The following is a 16487-nucleotide window of genomic DNA, read 5'->3' on the forward strand; positions in this document are numbered from 1 at the left end:
GATCAATCACAAGTCATCGAGGAATGTTTTATCAAGCTGTTTAAACGCACGCTTGAGGGTATCCGCCAGCGCCTGATAGTCTGGCTTGCCTTCAACCGGTGCCAGCGCCTGGCCCGCCTCCTCCAGTTTTCCACGCACTTCATAAAACCAGTGTAAAACAGAAGGCGGAAGTGGCGTGACGGAACGTTTGCCTAACCACCATAGCCCCTGCATCGGCAGGCTTAACGCAAAAAGCGCCGTCGCGACGGCAGGGCCAAGCTGTCCACCTAACGCTATCTGCCAGCACAGGGTAAAAACGGCAATCGGGGGCATAAAGCGAATCGCATAGCGCGTGGCGCGAATAGTGCGATTTTCAATAAACATGGGCGCGAGGCGCTTTTCCATCGGCCATGTCTTTGCGTAATGCTGTCCCCGACGAAACAGACTAAAAAAGTTCACGGACGGGATTTCGGGTGTCGACATGGCTGTACCTCAACTTCACATATAAAAATTAAAATTTTCGTGCAAAACCACAACAGGCTATGACAACGTTCAAAATATTTTGTCATCGCTACCCCGTATCGGGTATCCTGTGCCAGCCTGATAGGGCCGTAGACGATAAGCGTTAACTCGTCAAATTATCGCATATTATGCCATTGTCTGAAAAATGTTCAAAATGGCTTAAAATCATAGGTATTTCTTCCATCCTGCCAGAATGTTTGTTTGGCATGATGTTAATCATAAATGTCTGGGTCAGCATGCGTTACGCTTTTAGACTCACTGACGTTTTTTTAGCCACGTATCAATAATAGGTACTTCCATGTCGAGTAAGTTAGTACTGGTTCTGAACTGCGGTAGCTCCTCACTGAAATTCGCCATCATCGATGCGCTCAACGGTGACGAGTACCTCTCTGGTTTGGCCGAATGTTTCCATCTGCCTGAAGCACGTATCAAGTGGAAGATGGACGGCAGCAAACAAGAAGCGGCTTTAGGTGCAGGCGCCGCTCACAGTGAAGCGCTGAACTTTATCGTTAACACTATTCTGGCACAAAAACCAGAACTGTCTGCTCAGCTGACCGCAATTGGTCACCGTATCGTCCACGGCGGCGAAAAATACACCAGTTCCGTGGTAATCGACGACTCCGTGATCCAGGGTATCAAAGACTCTGCGTCTTTCGCACCGCTGCATAACCCGGCGCACCTGATCGGTATCGCTGAAGCACTGAAATCCTTCCCGAGTCTGAAAGACAAAAACGTGGCCGTGTTCGATACCGCGTTCCATCAGACCATGCCGGAAGAGTCTTACCTCTATGCCCTGCCATACAGCCTGTACAAAGAGCACGGCGTCCGTCGTTACGGCGCACACGGCACCAGCCACTTCTATGTGACTCAGGAAGCCGCAAAAGTGCTGAACAAGCCGGTTGAAGAAGTCAACATCATCACCTGCCACCTGGGCAACGGTGGTTCTGTTTCCGCTATCCGCAACGGTAAGTGTGTTGACACCTCTATGGGGCTGACCCCGCTGGAAGGTCTGGTGATGGGTACCCGTTCCGGTGATATCGACCCGGCGATCATCTTCCACCTGCACGACACCCTGGGCATGAGCGTTGACGACATCAACAAAATGCTGACCAAAGAGTCTGGCCTGCTGGGCCTGACCGAGGTCACCAGCGACTGCCGTTACGTTGAAGACAACTACGCAGAAAAAGCTGACGCTAAACGTGCAATGGACGTTTATTGCCACCGTCTGGCGAAGTACATCGGTTCTTACACCGCGCTGATGGAAGGCCGTCTGGATGCTGTTATCTTCACCGGCGGTATCGGTGAGAACGCGGCAATGGTACGTGAACTGTCCCTGGGCAAACTGGGCGTTCTGGGCTTCGAAGTTGATCATGAGCGTAACCTGGCTGCCCGCTTCGGCAAGTCTGGCTTCATCAACAAAGAAGGCACCCGCCCTGCTATCGTTATCCCAACTAACGAAGAGCTGGTCATCGCGCAAGACGCGCACCGCCTGACTGCCTGATTCCACACCGCCAGCAATGCTGGCGGTGCTGTTTTGTAACCCGCCCAACGCGGCGGTAACGAAAGAGGATAAACCGTGTCCCGTACTATTATGCTGATCCCTACCGGAACCAGCGTCGGCCTGACCAGCGTCAGCCTCGGCGTGATCCGCGCTATGGAACGCAAAGGCGTTCGTCTGAGCGTCTTTAAGCCTATCGCCCAGCCACGTGCCGGTGGCGATGCGCCAGACCAGACCACCACCATCGTTCGCAAGAACTCCAATCTGCCAGCGGCTGAACCGCTGAAGATGAGCCACGTTGAATCTCTGCTCTCCAGCAACCAGAAAGACGTGCTGATGGAAGAGATCATTGCCAACTACCACGCAAACGCGCAGGACGCGGAAGTGGTGCTGGTTGAAGGCCTGGTCCCAACCCGTAAACACCAGTTTGCCCAGTCTCTGAACTTTGAAATCGCGAAAACCCTGAACGCAGAGATCGTTTTCGTGATGTCTCAGGGCACGGATACCCCAGAGCAGCTGAAAGAGCGTATCGAACTGACGCGCAGCAGCTTCGGCGGTGCGAAAAACACCAGCATCACCGGCGTGATTGTTAACAAGCTGAACGCGCCAGTAGATGAGCAGGGCCGTACGCGTCCTGACCTGTCCGAAATTTTTGACGACTCTTCCAAAGCGAAAGTCATTAAAGTTGACCCGGCTAAGTTGCAGGATTCCAGCCCGCTGCCTGTTCTGGGCGCGGTGCCATGGAGCTTCGATCTGATTGCCACCCGTGCAATCGATATGGCGCGTCACCTGAACGCCACCGTGATCAACGAAGGCGATATCAACACCCGCCGCGTGAAGTCCGTAACTTTCTGCGCACGTAGCATTCCACACATGCTGGAGCACTTCCGTGCAGGTTCCCTGCTGGTAACCTCCGCAGACCGTCCGGACGTGCTGGTTGCAGCCTGTCTGGCCGCGATGAACGGCGTGGAGATCGGCGCGATCCTGCTGACCGGTGCCTACGAGATGGACCCACGCGTAAGCAAGCTGTGCGAACGTGCGTTCGCCACTGGCCTGCCAGTCTTCATGGTGAACACTAACACCTGGCAGACCTCCCTGAGCCTGCAAAGCTTCAACCTCGAAGTGCCGGTTGATGACCACGAGCGTATCGAGAAAGTTCAGGAATACGTTGCGGGCTACATCAACGCAGACTGGATCGAATCCCTGACGGCGACCTCCGAGCGCAGCCGTCGTCTGTCTCCTCCAGCCTTCCGTTACCAGCTGACCGAGCTGGCGCGTAAAGCGGGCAAACGCGTGGTTCTGCCAGAAGGCGACGAACCACGTACCGTTAAAGCGGCAGCCATCTGTGCAGAGCGCGGTATCGCGACCTGTGTGCTGCTGGGTAACCCGGATGAGATCAACCGCGTTGCGGCGTCTCAGGGCGTTGAGCTCGGCGCGGGCATCGAAATCGTTGATCCTGACGTGGTCCGCGAAAGCTACGTTGCCCGTCTGGTTGAGCTGCGTAAGAACAAAGGCATGACCGAAGCCGTTGCGCGCGAGCAGCTGGAAGACAACGTGGTGCTGGGTACGCTGATGCTGGAGCAGGACGAAGTTGACGGTCTGGTTTCCGGTGCGGTTCACACCACCGCGAACACCATCCGTCCACCGTTGCAGCTGATCAAAACTGCACCGGGCAGCTCTCTGGTCTCCTCCGTGTTCTTCATGCTGCTGCCTGAACAGGTTTACGTTTACGGCGACTGTGCGATCAACCCGGACCCAACCGCAGAGCAGCTGGCAGAAATCGCTATCCAGTCTGCGGACTCCGCGATTGCCTTCGGTATCGAACCACGCGTCGCGATGCTCTCCTACTCCACCGGCACCTCTGGTGCAGGTAGTGACGTAGAGAAAGTCCGTGAAGCGACCCGCATTGCACAGGAAAAACGTCCGGATCTGATGATCGACGGCCCGCTCCAGTACGATGCCGCGGTAATGGCTGACGTGGCGAAATCCAAAGCGCCGAACTCGCCGGTTGCAGGTCGCGCTACCGTGTTCATCTTCCCGGATCTGAACACCGGAAACACCACCTATAAAGCGGTACAGCGTTCAGCAGACCTGATCTCCATCGGGCCAATGCTGCAAGGCATGCGCAAACCTGTGAACGACCTGTCCCGTGGTGCGCTGGTTGACGATATCGTCTACACCATCGCGCTGACCGCGATCCAGTCTTCGCAGCAGCAGTAAGCTAAAAAGCCCGGTGGCGCTAGCGCTTACCGGGCCTACGGTTTTATAGGCCGGATAAGCGAAGCGCCATCCGGCAAGAGAGGCGACCACAAATGGTCGCCTTTTTTATTACAGCAGCTCCCGCGCCGCCGACACAATGTCATGTGCCGTCAGGCCATACTCCTTCTGCAAGAAGTCCTGCGTACCCACCTGACCATACCGTTCCTTCACCCCCACCCGCCGCATAGGCACCGGACAGGTTTCCACCAGCACTTCCGCCACCGCCGACCCCAGCCCGTTGTGAATGCTGTGATTTTCGCAGGTCACAATACGCCCGGTTTTCTCGGCATAGTTTTTCACCAGCATCCGATCGATGGGCTTCAGGGTAAACATGTCGATGACCGCTGCGCTTACCCCCTCCTGCTCCAGCTGGCGCGCCGCCTCCAGCGCTTCCGCCACCATAATGCCGTTAGCAATCAGGGTAATATCGGTTCCCTCGCGCAGCACGTTGCCCTTGCCGATGGTGAAGGTTGACCCCGGGGCATACACGCTCGGCGCCTGTTTACGGATGGTCCTTACCCAGTAAAAGCCTTCCAGGTCGATGAGCTGACGCAGCACATCTTCGAACATCACCGCATCGGTCACCTCCAGCACCACTGAATGCGCCAGACCGCGCACGATGCCCATATCCTCAAACGACATATGCGTCCCGCCGTTGTGACAGGCCGTCACGCCCGCATCCGAGGCAATCACCTTCACGTTATTGCGCTGGTAGTCCAGGGACATAAACAGCTGGTCGAAGCAGCGACGGCTGGCAAAGGCGGTAAAGGTATGGACGAACGGCTTACGTCCGGTGAGCGACAGCCCGGCGGCCGTCCCAATCACGTTGGCCTCCATAATTCCGCAGTTGATGACGTGCTGTGGATAATCACGCGCTACGCCGTCCATCGCCATCGAACTCATCAGATCCGCTTCGAGCGCAATGATCTCGCTCCCGGCCTCAATCTGTTTTGCCACAAAACCCGCGTAGACCTTACGCATCTCAACGGCATCTTTCTGTCCTGTCGGTGCAACCTTAATCATGTGAAGCCTCTAGTTGGCGAATCGTCTCGTTAAGCGCCGCTTTGCTCTCCTCGGTTAATCGCAGGTGATGCGAGTTGCTGAGCTGTTCCAGATATGGCACCCCCTGCCCTTTGATGCTGTCGAGGATCACCACCCGCGGACGCGCATCGGCCTCAGGGATCGGCGCGGTCACCTCCAGCAGCGCCGGAATGTCATCCCCTTTCACCGTCACGACGTCAAAACCAAAGGCGCGGAATTTGCCTTCCAGGTCGAAGGCGCTGATGATTTCGTCCAGTTCACCGTCGAGCTGCTGTTTGTTCCAGTCCACGAATACCGTCAGGTTGTTCAGTCGATGGTGAGCAATAAACTGGAAGGCTTCCCAGCACTGTCCTTCATTCAGTTCTCCGTCGCCAACGATGCAAAACACCCGGTTTGGCCTTCCTGCCAGCTTGTGCGACAGCGCCATGCCGCCAGCGATAGAGATCCCCTGCCCCAGTGAACCGGTGGTGGCATCCACGCCGCGTGTTTTCAGGCGATCCGGGTGACTTGGCAGACGCGTCCCGTTCTGGTTCAGCGTGCTCAGCTCTTCAATCGGGAAGTAGCCCTTAATCGCCAGCGTGCTGTACAGCGCCGGCCCCGCATGGCCTTTCGACAGCACAAAGTAATCGCGCTCTGGCCAGTCCGGATCGGCCGGGTCAATTTTCATCACCGCGCCGTACAGAACGGCCAGCGTTTCAACGACTGACATGCTGCCACCGTAGTGACCAAAACCCAGCTGCGTAAGGGATTTCAGCGTCTCAAGGCGGATCTGACGCGCCAGGTCGGTTATTTCATTCTCATTCATGATTTGGCTCCGGGGTTTTCCTGCGCGTTACCGCTGGCAGGTTTGTTTTTAGCGAAGACGTTGTAGGCCACCAGCAGCGCGAACAACACAACAACCAGTCCGGTGATGGCAAGCGGCGACAGGAAGCGTGCCAGGTTGCCCAGCACAATCCCGACCGCACCAAAATCAGCGTCCGAGAAGGTCGTATTCGCAAAGCCAATTGCGCCCAGAACAGGCAGCAGCAGGACCGGCAGGAAGGTGATCAGCAGGCCGTTAGCAAAGGCGCCAATCATTGCCCCGCGGCGTCCACCGGTGGCGTTACCGAACACGCCCGCCGTTGCGCCGGTGAAGAAGTGCGGAACGACGCCCGGGAGGATCAGCACCCAGCTAAACTGACCGCAGATGAACAAGCCCACAATCCCGCCGAGGAAGCTAAACAGGAAGCCAATCAGCACCGCGTTTGGCGCATACGGGTAGACCACCGGGCAGTCCAGCGCAGGCCGCGCATTGGGCACCAGTTTTTCCGAGAAGCCGGTAAAGGCCGGGACGATTTCCGCCAGAATCAGGCGCACGCCCTGCAAGATGATGAACACGCCTGCCGCGAAGGTGATGGCCATAATGATGGCGTACACCAGGTAGTTCTGGCCGCCGCTGAAGGTGGCCTCCACGTACTCACGTCCGGCGCTCACCGCCATGATCAGGTAGATAATCATCATGGTAAGGGAGATGGAGATTGAACTGTCACGCAGGAAGCTAAGGTTCTTCGGCAGGTTCATCTCTTCGGTGGAGCGCGAGCCTTTCCCGACCTTGCTGCCAATCCAGCCGGACAACACGTAGCCCAGCGTACCGAAATGACCGAAGGCGATCTCATCGTTGCCGGTAATACGCTTCATATAGCGCTGCGCAATCGCCGGGAAGAAGGCCATAATCAGGCCGAGGATCAACGAACCGGTAAAGACCAGCCCGACCCCCTCGAAGCCTGCAACCGTCAGGATCACGCCGATCATGCATGCCATGTAGAAGGTGTGATGCCCGGTGAGGAAGATGTATTTCAGGCGGGTAAAGCGCGCAACAATAATATTCGCCACCATCCCGAAGGCCATAATGAGCGCGGTGGAAGCGCCATATTTCTCCAGGGCAATCGATACAATAGCTTCATTGTTGGGAATAATGCCCTGAATATTAAAGGCGTGCTCAAACATACCGCCGAGCGGATTTAAAGAGCCCACCAGCACAGTTGCGCCGCCGCCCAGTACAATAAAGCCGAGAATGGTTTTAATTGTGCCTTTTACCACATCCGAAAAGGCTTTTTTCTGCGCCACAAGACCAATCAGAGCAATTAACCCGACCAGCACTGAAGGGACTTTTAAAATATCAACAACGAAATTCAGCGTTTCAAGGATAAACATATCCACCTCGCCTTATCAGGATTATTGTCTTTCGAACCAGGCGCGCAGCTGCGCTTCGAGTTCGTTGATATCGATGATATTGTTGATTACCACCAGCTGGCTTTCCGGCACGCTGGCGCTGGCGGCAATATCTTTCGCCATTACAAACAGGTCCGCCGCGCCCGGCGTGGCCGAGGAGAGATCGGAGTGTTCAACTTCGGCCTCAATTTCCAGTTTTTTGAGCACCTTTTTAATATTCATTTCGACCATAAAACTGCTGCCCAGGCCGGAGCCGCAAATAGCCATGATTTTCATTGTTATCCCCTTTTTTGAGTAGAGTACGCCCCATCACGCTGACGCGTAATGTTGAGATGAATCGGATTAAATAATTAAATCAGAAGCGATCGATAACGGTTTTTATCTCCTCCAGCGTATTCGCCCGATGTAATTCAGCCATATCTTCGTCGCTGGAAAATAATTCCGCTAAGGCTGAGATCATTTCGATATGGCTATGCTTGTCCGGTGCCGCCAGCATCACAATCACATCGACGGGGTCAAACTCACCGGCACCAAAAGAGACGCCCTGTTTTAGTTTTAATAATGACAGGCCAAGTCCTTTCGCCCCTTCTTCCGGTCGCGCATGTGGCATTGCCAGCCCTGGAGCCAGCACATAGTAGGGACCTAACGTCTGGTGCTGCTCGATGATAGCCGTGACATATTCCGGCGCAATGACCTGCAAATCCAGCAGCGGTTTCGCGCACAGTTCCAGCGCCTGGGGCCAGCTTTCAACGCTATCCTGTAGGATGATGGTTGTATCATATATCCACTTTTTGAGCATTTTTCACTCCCGCTAAAGACCAGACATGGGCAAACTCTATTCAACCCATCAATCAATGACTGCGATCGCGATCACAAAGATAGCGCTACCAACGACTAACATGCAGAACTGTGATAGCGCTATCAAATTGCTATCATGGTGCGAAATCACAGCAAAAAAAGGGATTTAAGGCGTATACTGCCTGTCACGTAAAATGAAGGATGAAACTGAATCGCGTCCTGTCAGCAGGAAGATGTATGTCTTTAACCCGAAAACGGCGCAGTACCGGAAAAGTAACGCTCGCGGATGTCGCACAGCTTGCCGGCGTAGGCACGATGACTGTTTCCCGTGCCCTCCGCACGCCCGAACAGGTTTCCGATAAACTGCGTGAAAAAATTGAAGCCGCGGTGCAGGAGCTGGGTTATATGCCCAATCTTGCCGCCAGCGCACTGGCATCGGCGTCGTCATGGACGATCGCGATGGTAGTTCCCAATCTTTCCGAAGCTGGCTGTTCCGAGATGTTCGCCGGGCTACAGCAGGTGCTCCAGCCAGCCGGATATCAGATCATGCTGGCGGAATCTCAGCATCGTCTTGAACAGGAAGAGAAACTGCTCGAAACGCTGTTGGCCTCGAATATCGCCGCGGCGATACTGCTCAGCGTCGAGCACTCCGATACCGTACGCCACTGGCTGAAAAACGCCTCTATCCCGGTGATGGAAATGGGTGCAATGCGTGCCGATCCGATTGATATGAATATCGGGATTGATAACGTCGCCGCCATGCATGAACTTACCGAGATGGTGATTCAGCGTGGCTACCAGAATATCGGCCTGCTGTGCGCTAACCAGGAGCAGTGGATTTTTCAGCAGCATTTGCAGGGCTGGTACAAGGCGATGCTGCGCCACCACCTGTCGCCGAACAGAGTGATTAATGCCGCCATGCCGCCGAACTTCTCCACCGGTGCGGCACAACTGCCAGAGTTCCTGCTGGCGTGGCCGGAACTGGATGCGCTGGTGTGCGTATCAGATGAACTGGCCTGCGGCGCGCTGTATGAGTGCCAGCGTCGGCGCATCAAAGTGCCGGACGATTTAGCGGTCGTGGGCTTTGGCGACAGCGACGTCAGCCGCGTCTGCCAGCCGCCGCTGACAACGATGGCAGTACCGCATCGCAAGATTGGGATTGAAGCCGGGAAAGCGTTACTGGAACGTCTGAATGACGGAGACTGGCGCGATCATAAACCCATCGCGTCCAGCCTGTGTATGCGGGAAAGCTGTTAAGGCTTACTCAGCCTCTTCCTCTTTTTCCGCCTTATTTTCCGGTTTAGCGGATTCGTTTTTGGCGTTGCGGGTCATCCACAGCGCCAGTGCTTTAAGGGAATCTGGCGTGAACTCGTCGCAACGCGCAGTGATCTCTTCCGGCGTCATCCAGCACACTTCGCTCACTTCCTCTTCCTGCAAGGCGAAAGGTCCGTGGGAAACGCAGCTGAACAGCCCGCCCCAGACGCGACAATGCTCATCTTCGAAATAAAACTGCCCGTGCTCGGCAAACGGCACGCCAGCGATACCTAACTCTTCTTCCGCTTCACGACGCGCGGAATCCAGCAATACTTCATCGGCCTGCACAACGCCACCTGCTGTGGCATCCAGCATACCAGGAAGAAAATCTTTGGTGTCGGTGCGACGCTGGACCAGAATCTTGCCCATGCCGTCATGAACAACGATGTACGTCGCGCGGTGACGCAGACGCTCCGCACGCATTTGTTCGCGGCTGGCCTGCGCGATCACTTCATTCTCTTCGCTGACAATGTCAACCCACTCAGTACTTGCCAAATGATTCTGCTCCACCATCGGGAAACCTTCTCTTCTAAGCGCTCTTTCGGCGCGTTTGCAGTTGTGGTGTAACTTACGGATTAATCGCTATCTGCGCAATAACTTGCTGATCATTAAGTGCGATAACGCTTAATGTCCCGTCTTCATACATGCCGTAGCTTGCCGGATTGCCGCCTTTAGGAATGCTGACAGACCCGGGATTAAAGTGATAAAACGCCCCGCGTTTTTCCGCCACCGGAATATGAGTATGACCATAAACCAGGACATCGCCAGCGGCGAGTGACGGCAGGTTATCCGGGCCGAACAGGTGCCCGTGGGTCAGGAACAAACGGCTGTTTTCCATCAACACCTGTTGCCAGGGAGCGGTGATGGGAAAATGCAGCAGCATCTGGTCAACTTCGCTGTCACAGTTGCCGCGAACGGCGATAATGCGCGAGGCAAAATGATTAAGTTTTTCCGCCACCTGCGCGGGAGCGTAGCCTTCCGGCAACGCATTGCGTGGGCCGTGGTTTAACACGTCGCCCAGGATCACCAACCATTGCGCTCCGCTTTGGGCGAACAGAGAAAGCACGCGTTCGGTCGCGGGCAGCGATCCATGAATATCCGACGCAAACATCAGTTTCATCAGTTACTCCTCAGGAATTCAGACTGCCCCTATCATACCTCAAGCGCCCCGTCTTATCAGCCCGCGCGCTTAGCAGAGAGTGCCAGATAGCGCTGTACCGACGCGCGTTGCCACTGGAATGTGGCGTAATCCACCAGCAGCTGTGGGACGTCATCCCCGTTGAGGATCAAGCGATTGAGCATCAGCGCCAGATCGGTGTCGGCAATACACCACTCGCCAAACAGGTTGGGGTTACCCTGCGCCAGCAGCGATGACGCAGTTTCGATCAGCTTCCGGGCGCTGGATAAGCCTTCCTCGCTGAGGGCGGGCTTTTTGACGCCAGCGAACACCACATCCGTAGAGCGTTCTGTGCGAATCGGCACCAGGTCGCTACGCAGCCATGCCTGGATCTGGCGGGCGCGGGCGCGCTTTTGCAGATCGTGAGGATAGATGCGTTCCCACTCTGGCGGGGCAAAGCGGTCCTCAAGATATTCGTCAATCGCCGAGGATTCACTCAACTCAAAACCGTCAATCTCCAGCACAGGGACACGGCGGGTGAGCGCGTAGCCCTGCCACTGGGGCTTCAGATGTTCGCCGCTGTCCAGGTCGACGGTTTTCAGACTAAAAGTAAGCCCCTTTTCTGCCAGCGCCACATAAACGCTCATGACATAAGGAGAAAAAAAGTTCGCATCGGACCACAACGTTATTACAGGCTGGCTCATAACATCCTCATCGGCTGATCGGTTTTCACTCAACATATAATCTCTTTGCCTCGCTGTCACTTGATGAAAACTCACGATTTACAACAAGCACCTATACTGATTTTTTATGGCAACACTATTCGCACTGACAGGAGTTGAGAATGATAGATCTCTATTATGCCCCCACCCCTAATGGCCATAAGATCACCCTCTTTCTTGAAGAAGCCGAAGTGGACTACCGGATCATTCGCGTGGATATCAGTAAAGGCGACCAGTTCCGCCCCGTTTTTCTGGCCATATCGCCCAACAATAAAATTCCGGCCATCATTGATAACCTGCCCTCTGACGGCGGCAAACCGTTAAGCCTGTTTGAGTCCGGAGAGATTTTGCTCTATCTGGCAGAGAAAACCGGCAAGCTCCTGAGCGGGGAGCTGCGCGAGCGTCATCACACGCTGCAATGGTTATTCTGGCAGTCGAGCGGCCTGGGGCCGATGCTGGGGCAGAATCATCACTTTACTGCCTATGCGCCGCAGACGATCCCTTACGCCATTGAGCGATATCAGGTCGAAACCCAGCGCCTGTACGGGGTCCTGAACCGTCGGCTGGAAAAATCACCGTGGCTGGGAGGTGAGCATTACAGCATTGCAGATATCGCCTGCTGGCCGTGGATCAACACCCATGAACGCCACCGGATCGATCTGGCCACTTATCCGGCAGTGAACAACTGGTTTGAGCGCATCCGGACGCGCCCGGCCACCGAACGCGCCATGCAAAAAATCCATCAGATTTGAGCCTGCGCCCCGTTGGGTGCAGGTGTTTTCCTCATGTATGATGAGGTGAAAATACTGACACGGAGAAGACCTGCAATGTCCCAGCATGACGCTATTATTCGTATAAAAAACTTACGCTTACGCACGTTCATTGGTATCAAAGAGGAGGAGATCGCGAATCGCCAGGATATCGTGGTGAATGTAGTGATCCACTACCCGGCAGACAAGGCGCGTGCCAGCGAGGACATCAATGACGCGCTGAACTATCGCACGATCACCAAAAGCATCATCCAGTACGTTGAGAACAACCGTTTTGCGCTACTGGAAAAATTAACTCAGGATGTGCTCGACATCGCACGCGAACACCACTGGGTCACTTATGCTGAAGTGGAGATCGATAAACTTCACGCCTTGCGCTACGCCGACTCCGTCTCCATGACGTTAAGCTGGCAGCGCCAGGCGTAAACCTGGAGGTTGTATGAAGATCCTGCTCACCGGCGGTACGGGCCTGATTGGTCGCCATCTCATTCCACGTTTGCAGGCGTTGCATCACGACATTACCGTGGTCACGCGCAGCCCGGAGAAAGCGCGCCAGGTGCTGGGAGTCGGCGTTGAGATCTGGAAAGGCCTGGCGGAAAGGCAGGATCTGAACGGCTTTGACGCCGTCATCAACCTTGCTGGCGAACCTATCGCCGATAAACGCTGGACCGAAGAGCAAAAACAGCGTTTATGCAGCAGCCGCTGGAACATGACCGAAAGGCTGGTTGAGCTGATTCGCAACAGCGAGACGCCGCCTTCGGTGCTGATTTCCGGCTCTGCTACAGGCTACTATGGCGATCTCGGTGAAGTGGTGGTGACCGAAGAGGAGCCGCCGCACAACGAGTTTACCCATAAACTCTGCGCCCAGTGGGAGCGCATCGCCTGCGCGGCGCAAAGCGATCGTACCCGCGTCTGCCTGCTGCGCACCGGCGTGGTACTTGCGCCGAAGGGTGGTATTCTCGGTAAAATGCTGCCGCCGTTTAAAATGGGGCTTGGCGGGCCCATCGGCAACGGTCGTCAGTATCTGGCGTGGATCCATATCGACGATATGGTCAACGGCATTCTCTGGCTGCTGGATAACGATCTGCGCGGGCCATTTAACATGGTATCCCCTTACCCCGTACGTAATGAACAATTTGCTCACGCCCTGGGGCATGCCCTGCATCGCCCGGCGGTGCTGCGCGTGCCTGCAACGGCGATTCGTCTGTTGATGGGTGAGTCTTCGGTGCTGGTGCTGGGCGGGCAACGCGCGCTGCCAAAACGGCTGGAAGCGGCCGGGTTCACGTTCCGCTGGTATGACCTGGAAGAGGCGCTGGGGGATGTGGTGCAGTGAATATGTTAGAGTTATACGCCATGTCTGGATGAGATGGCGTAACTATGGCAACCATTACCACAACCCGGCTTCACCTCACCCCTTTCGAACCTTCTGACTGGGCGTTCTTCCGCTCTCTGCGTGAAGACCCCGCCATCATGCGCTATATGGCCGCTATCACGCCGGAAAAAGAGACGCGCCGCGTATTTGCCGCGCGCCTGATGGCGGAGCATGTCTTTGTGATCCGTCTGCATAACGACGTTACGCCGCTCGGGGATATCGGCCTGCAAATCAGTGCGGCGAACCGTGAAGAGGCGGATATTGGCTACACGGTTGTGACTGCCGCGCAGGGAAAAGGCATTGCCAGCGAGGCGCTGCACGCGGTGTGCGAGTATGCATTTAACCAGACGGGCGTGAAGGCGATAAACGCGTACGTGCTGGCAGATAACGTTGGGTCGGTGCGGGTCCTTGAGAAAGCGGGTTTTGTGCGCACGCAGGTGCTGGAGAAGGCGTACGAGATTAACGGCGTACGGTATGACGACTGGGTGTATCGGCTGGAGTGTTGAATGCCGGGCGGCACTGCGTTTGCCCGGCCTACGGGTTTTGTAGGCCCGGTAAGCGAAGCGCCACCGGGCAATTGGGCGGCTCTGCGGCCTGATGCCCTCACCCCGGCCCTCTCCCACAGGGAGAGGGAGAAAGGCCAAACCTACTTCAACGAGCCTTTCAGGAACTGCTGCAACCGCGGGCTTTGCGGGTTCGCCAGCACCTCATTCGGATGACCCTGCTCTTCAATTTTCCCCTGATGCAGGAAGATAACGTGGTTAGAAACGTTACGGGCGAAGCCCATCTCGTGCGTCACCACCACCATCGTTTTGCCCTCTTCCGCCAGCTTTTGCATGATGCGCAGCACTTCGCCAACGAGTTCAGGATCCAGCGCGGAAGTCGGTTCGTCAAACAGCAACACTTCCGGCTCCATCGCCAGCGCACGGGCGATGGAAACACGCTGCTGCTGCCCCCCTGACAGGTGCACCGGATATTTGATCTGCTGCCGCTCGTCGATACCCACTTTCGCCAGGTATTTGACCGCACGCTCGCGGGCTTCCTGCTTGCTTAAGCCGAGCACCTGAACCGGCGCTTCCATCACGTTCTCCAGCACCGTCATGTGGCTCCAGAGGTTGAAGTGCTGGAACACCATCGTCAGGCGTGTACGCAGCAGGCGCAGCTGGTTTTTATCCGCCACTTTAAGCTGGCCGTCTTTATCACGGACCATGTTGATGTTCTGTCCGCTCACCACAATCGATCCTTCGCTCGGCTTTTCGAGGAAGTTGATGCAGCGCAGGAAGGTACTTTTACCCGAACCTGATGAGCCGATAATACTGATCACGTCGCCCGCGTTAGCCTCCAGCGACACCCCTTTCAGCACTTCATGTTCGCCGTAGCGCTTGTGCAAATCAATTACGTTTAATTTGTTCTCAGCCATCATAAATTCTCAGTGCGTCGACGGTTTTATATGCTGCAACCAGCGTTTTTCAGCCTTACGGAACAGGCTGATCAGGACGTAAGAAATGATCAAATAGAGCACTGCCGCAATGCCAAACGCCGTAAACGGCTGGTAGGTGGCAGAGTTAATATCGCGGGCAATCTTTAACAGATCAGGTACCGTGGCGGTAAACGCCAGTGCCGTCGAATGCAGCATTAAAATCACTTCGTTGCTGTAGGCCGGCAGCGCAATACGCAGCGCCGAAGGCAGAATAATACAGCGGTAGAGCTTCACGGACGAGAAGCCGTACGCGCGCGCCGCCTCGATCTCACCGTGCGGCACAGAACGGATGGCCCCGGCGAAGATCTCGGTGGTATAGGCGCAGGTATTGAGGGTCAGCGCCAGCACCGTACAGTTCAGACCGCTGCGGAAGAACGCGTTCAGCATCTCGGTGCCTTTCACGATCTCCAGCGTGTACATCCCGGAATAAAACACCAGTAGCTGCACGTACAGCGGCGTACCGCGAAACACGTAGGTGAATAGCCATATAGGGAACTGGATAAATTTATTGTTCGACACGCGGCCAATGGCAAGAAACACCGCCAGAATGCCGCCCATTACCACCGAGGAGATCAGCAGCCACAGCGTGATGGCCACGCCAGTAAAGCGGTAGCCATCCGTCCACAGCAGGGATTTCCAGTACTCCTGAATAATCTCAATCACAGGTCAGCCCTCTTCACACCCACGGAGTAGCGACGTTCGAGCAGAAGCAGCACACCATTGGAGACGGTCGTAAAGACCAGATAAATTACGCCGCAAACCACCGCAAAATAGAACGGTTCCCAGGTGCTTTTACCCGCCAGCTGCGTGGCCTTCACCACATCTTCCAGGCCCAGCAGGGAGACCAGCGCCGTTGCCTTGAGAATAACCTGCCAGTTGTTACCGATACCCGGCAGCGCGTAGCGCATCATGGCCGGGAACATGATCCGGCGAAACGTTTGTGAGGAGGTAAAACCGTAGGCGGTCGCCGCTTCAATATGCCCTTTCGGCACGGCCATGTAAGCGCCGCGGAAAGTCTCAGTGAAATAGGCACCGTAGATAAAACCAAGGGTAATAATACCGGCCACCATCGGGTCGATATCGATCTGCTCCATGCCGATGGCATCCGTCACGCCGTTAAGTGCGATTTGCAGGCCGTAAAAGATCAGCAGCATCAGCACCAGGTCAGGCACGCCGCGAATCAGCGTGGTATAGCCTTCAAATATCAGCGCCAGCGGTCTGTTGGCGGATAATTTTGCCCCCGCGCCCGCCAGGCCTATCAGCACCGCCAGCACCACGGAGCTGATAGCCAGCTCAAGGGTGACAAGCGCGCCCTGTAAAATAACGCCAGAAAATCCGTACAGCATACCGCGTGCCCTGTCGTCTCGTGAGTGGTGGAACCGTGTCTTTTCCCCTCCCGCAACG

The 16487-nt window shown here is 55.7% G+C and carries 19 protein-coding genes; 7 read left to right on the forward strand and 12 right to left on the reverse strand.

Features of this window, described 5'->3' with window-relative positions:
* Positions 1-6: 6 nt before the first annotated feature.
* Positions 7-462: a terminus macrodomain insulation protein YfbV gene (yfbV, locus tag L379_RS07865; RefSeq protein WP_017383434.1), complete on the reverse strand. Its 456-nt coding sequence runs from the start codon at positions 460-462 to the stop codon at positions 7-9.
* Positions 463-799: 337 nt separating this feature from the next.
* On the opposite strand from yfbV, the gene ackA reads away from it, so the two are divergent.
* Both ackA and pta read left to right on the forward strand, forming a co-directional pair.
* Entirely contained in the window at positions 800-2002 is a 1203-nt protein-coding gene (ackA, locus tag L379_RS07860; RefSeq protein ID WP_015572267.1) for an acetate kinase, read from the forward strand.
* Positions 2003-2077: 75 nt separating this feature from the next.
* Positions 2078-4219 carry a phosphate acetyltransferase gene (pta, locus tag L379_RS07855; RefSeq protein WP_017383435.1) on the forward strand — a complete coding sequence of 714 codons (2142 nt, stop codon included), beginning with the start codon at positions 2078-2080 and terminating at the stop codon, positions 4217-4219.
* 108 nt (positions 4220-4327) lie between these two features.
* Here pta and L379_RS07850 read toward each other — a convergent pair whose 3' ends face one another.
* The 5 genes from L379_RS07850 to L379_RS07830 all read right to left on the reverse strand — a co-directional run bounded on the left by L379_RS07850 (position 4328) and on the right by L379_RS07830 (position 8309).
* Entirely contained in the window at positions 4328-5281 is a 954-nt protein-coding gene (locus tag L379_RS07850; protein WP_015572265.1) for a transketolase family protein, read from the reverse strand.
* Positions 5274-6104: a transketolase gene (locus tag L379_RS07845; RefSeq protein WP_015572264.1), complete on the reverse strand. Its 831-nt coding sequence runs from the start codon at positions 6102-6104 to the stop codon at positions 5274-5276. Before L379_RS07845 ends, L379_RS07850 begins: the two co-directional genes overlap by 8 nt.
* Positions 6101-7492 carry a PTS ascorbate transporter subunit IIC gene (locus tag L379_RS07840; protein ID WP_017383437.1) on the reverse strand — a complete coding sequence of 464 codons (1392 nt, stop codon included), beginning with the start codon at positions 7490-7492 and terminating at the stop codon, positions 6101-6103. The genes L379_RS07845 and L379_RS07840 overlap by 4 nt, the downstream gene beginning before the upstream one ends.
* Positions 7493-7513: 21 nt before the next feature.
* The gene (locus L379_RS07835; RefSeq protein WP_003861447.1) at positions 7514-7786 is read right to left on the reverse strand and encodes a PTS sugar transporter subunit IIB; all 273 of its coding nucleotides are present in this window, start codon (positions 7784-7786) and stop codon (positions 7514-7516) included.
* A gap of 79 nt (positions 7787-7865) precedes the next feature.
* On the reverse strand, positions 7866-8309 hold the full coding sequence (locus L379_RS07830) for a PTS sugar transporter subunit IIA (protein WP_017383438.1): 444 nt from the start codon (positions 8307-8309) through the stop codon (positions 7866-7868).
* Between the two features lie 236 nt (positions 8310-8545).
* Between L379_RS07830 and L379_RS07825 the strand changes: the two genes are divergently transcribed.
* The gene (locus tag L379_RS07825; RefSeq protein ID WP_032654349.1) at positions 8546-9565 is read left to right on the forward strand and encodes a LacI family DNA-binding transcriptional regulator; all 1020 of its coding nucleotides are present in this window, start codon (positions 8546-8548) and stop codon (positions 9563-9565) included.
* A 3-nt stretch (positions 9566-9568) separates the two neighbouring features.
* Here the strand turns inward: L379_RS07825 and yfcD are convergent, their stop codons facing one another.
* From yfcD to yfcF, 3 genes are read right to left on the reverse strand one after another with little or no spacing between them, the layout of a single operon-like run.
* Positions 9569-10135, reverse strand: a complete 567-nt coding sequence (gene yfcD / locus L379_RS07820; protein WP_006811396.1) for an NUDIX hydrolase YfcD — start codon at positions 10133-10135, stop codon at positions 9569-9571.
* Between the two features lie 55 nt (positions 10136-10190).
* Positions 10191-10742, reverse strand: coding sequence for a phosphodiesterase (gene yfcE / locus L379_RS07815; protein WP_017692997.1), 552 nt, complete (start codon positions 10740-10742; stop codon positions 10191-10193).
* A gap of 56 nt (positions 10743-10798) precedes the next feature.
* A complete protein-coding gene (gene yfcF / locus L379_RS07810) occupies positions 10799-11443 on the reverse strand; it encodes a glutathione transferase (protein ID WP_017692996.1) in 645 nt (214 codons plus the stop codon).
* A 140-nt stretch (positions 11444-11583) separates the two neighbouring features.
* Between yfcF and yfcG the strand changes: the two genes are divergently transcribed.
* The 4 genes from yfcG (at position 11584) to L379_RS07790 (ending at position 14109) form a co-directional block, all read left to right on the forward strand.
* Complete coding sequence (gene yfcG, locus L379_RS07805) at positions 11584-12213, forward strand: GSH-dependent disulfide bond oxidoreductase (RefSeq protein WP_003861434.1); 630 nt, start codon at positions 11584-11586, stop codon at positions 12211-12213.
* A 75-nt stretch (positions 12214-12288) separates the two neighbouring features.
* On the forward strand, positions 12289-12657 hold the full coding sequence (gene folX, locus L379_RS07800; protein WP_003861432.1) for a dihydroneopterin triphosphate 2'-epimerase: 369 nt from the start codon (positions 12289-12291) through the stop codon (positions 12655-12657).
* A 13-nt stretch (positions 12658-12670) separates the two neighbouring features.
* The gene (locus L379_RS07795; protein WP_015572259.1) at positions 12671-13564 is read left to right on the forward strand and encodes a TIGR01777 family oxidoreductase; all 894 of its coding nucleotides are present in this window, start codon (positions 12671-12673) and stop codon (positions 13562-13564) included.
* A gap of 44 nt (positions 13565-13608) precedes the next feature.
* A complete protein-coding gene (locus L379_RS07790; RefSeq protein WP_015572258.1) occupies positions 13609-14109 on the forward strand; it encodes a GNAT family N-acetyltransferase in 501 nt (166 codons plus the stop codon).
* A 140-nt stretch (positions 14110-14249) separates the two neighbouring features.
* On the opposite strand, the gene hisP is transcribed toward L379_RS07790, so the two are convergent.
* The 3 genes from hisP to L379_RS07775 are packed head-to-tail and all read right to left on the reverse strand — an operon-like array spanning position 14250 to position 16429.
* Positions 14250-15023: a histidine ABC transporter ATP-binding protein HisP gene (hisP, locus tag L379_RS07785; RefSeq protein ID WP_017694749.1), complete on the reverse strand. Its 774-nt coding sequence runs from the start codon at positions 15021-15023 to the stop codon at positions 14250-14252.
* Positions 15024-15032: 9 nt separating this feature from the next.
* Positions 15033-15746: an ABC transporter permease gene (locus L379_RS07780; protein ID WP_003861424.1), complete on the reverse strand. Its 714-nt coding sequence runs from the start codon at positions 15744-15746 to the stop codon at positions 15033-15035.
* Positions 15743-16429, reverse strand: coding sequence for a histidine ABC transporter permease HisQ (locus L379_RS07775; protein ID WP_015572256.1), 687 nt, complete (start codon positions 16427-16429; stop codon positions 15743-15745). Before L379_RS07775 ends, L379_RS07780 begins: the two co-directional genes overlap by 4 nt.
* Positions 16430-16487 lie beyond the last annotated feature (58 nt).

It is taken from the genome of Enterobacter sp. MGH 33, from assembly GCF_000534535.1.
In the GTDB taxonomy this organism is placed as follows: domain Bacteria; phylum Pseudomonadota; class Gammaproteobacteria; order Enterobacterales; family Enterobacteriaceae; genus Enterobacter; species Enterobacter hormaechei_C.

Excerpts from the sequence above, each read along its gene's own strand:
- L379_RS07845 (WP_015572264.1), bottom strand. The coding sequence starts at position 6,104 with ATGAATGAGAATGAAATAACCGACCTGGCGCGTCAGATCCGCCTTGAG.
- L379_RS07835 (WP_003861447.1), bottom strand. The coding sequence starts at position 7,786 with ATGAAAATCATGGCTATTTGCGGCTCCGGCCTGGGCAGCAGTTTTATG.
- yfcG (WP_003861434.1), top strand. The coding sequence starts at position 11,584 with ATGATAGATCTCTATTATGCCCCCACCCCTAATGGCCATAAGATCACC.
- hisP (WP_017694749.1), bottom strand. The coding sequence starts at position 15,023 with ATGGCTGAGAACAAATTAAACGTAATTGATTTGCACAAGCGCTACGGC.
- ackA (WP_015572267.1), top strand. The coding sequence starts at position 800 with ATGTCGAGTAAGTTAGTACTGGTTCTGAACTGCGGTAGCTCCTCACTG.
- L379_RS07775 (WP_015572256.1), bottom strand. The coding sequence starts at position 16,429 with ATGCTGTACGGATTTTCTGGCGTTATTTTACAGGGCGCGCTTGTCACC.
- yfcE (WP_017692997.1), bottom strand. The coding sequence starts at position 10,742 with ATGAAACTGATGTTTGCGTCGGATATTCATGGATCGCTGCCCGCGACC.
- L379_RS07825 (WP_032654349.1), top strand. The coding sequence starts at position 8,546 with ATGTCTTTAACCCGAAAACGGCGCAGTACCGGAAAAGTAACGCTCGCG.
- L379_RS07790 (WP_015572258.1), top strand. The coding sequence starts at position 13,609 with ATGGCAACCATTACCACAACCCGGCTTCACCTCACCCCTTTCGAACCT.
- L379_RS07830 (WP_017383438.1), bottom strand. The coding sequence starts at position 8,309 with ATGCTCAAAAAGTGGATATATGATACAACCATCATCCTACAGGATAGC.
- yfcF (WP_017692996.1), bottom strand. The coding sequence starts at position 11,443 with ATGAGCCAGCCTGTAATAACGTTGTGGTCCGATGCGAACTTTTTTTCT.
- yfcD (WP_006811396.1), bottom strand. The coding sequence starts at position 10,135 with ATGGTGGAGCAGAATCATTTGGCAAGTACTGAGTGGGTTGACATTGTC.
- folX (WP_003861432.1), top strand. The coding sequence starts at position 12,289 with ATGTCCCAGCATGACGCTATTATTCGTATAAAAAACTTACGCTTACGC.
- L379_RS07850 (WP_015572265.1), bottom strand. The coding sequence starts at position 5,281 with ATGATTAAGGTTGCACCGACAGGACAGAAAGATGCCGTTGAGATGCGT.
- L379_RS07795 (WP_015572259.1), top strand. The coding sequence starts at position 12,671 with ATGAAGATCCTGCTCACCGGCGGTACGGGCCTGATTGGTCGCCATCTC.
- L379_RS07840 (WP_017383437.1), bottom strand. The coding sequence starts at position 7,492 with ATGTTTATCCTTGAAACGCTGAATTTCGTTGTTGATATTTTAAAAGTC.
- yfbV (WP_017383434.1), bottom strand. The coding sequence starts at position 462 with ATGTCGACACCCGAAATCCCGTCCGTGAACTTTTTTAGTCTGTTTCGT.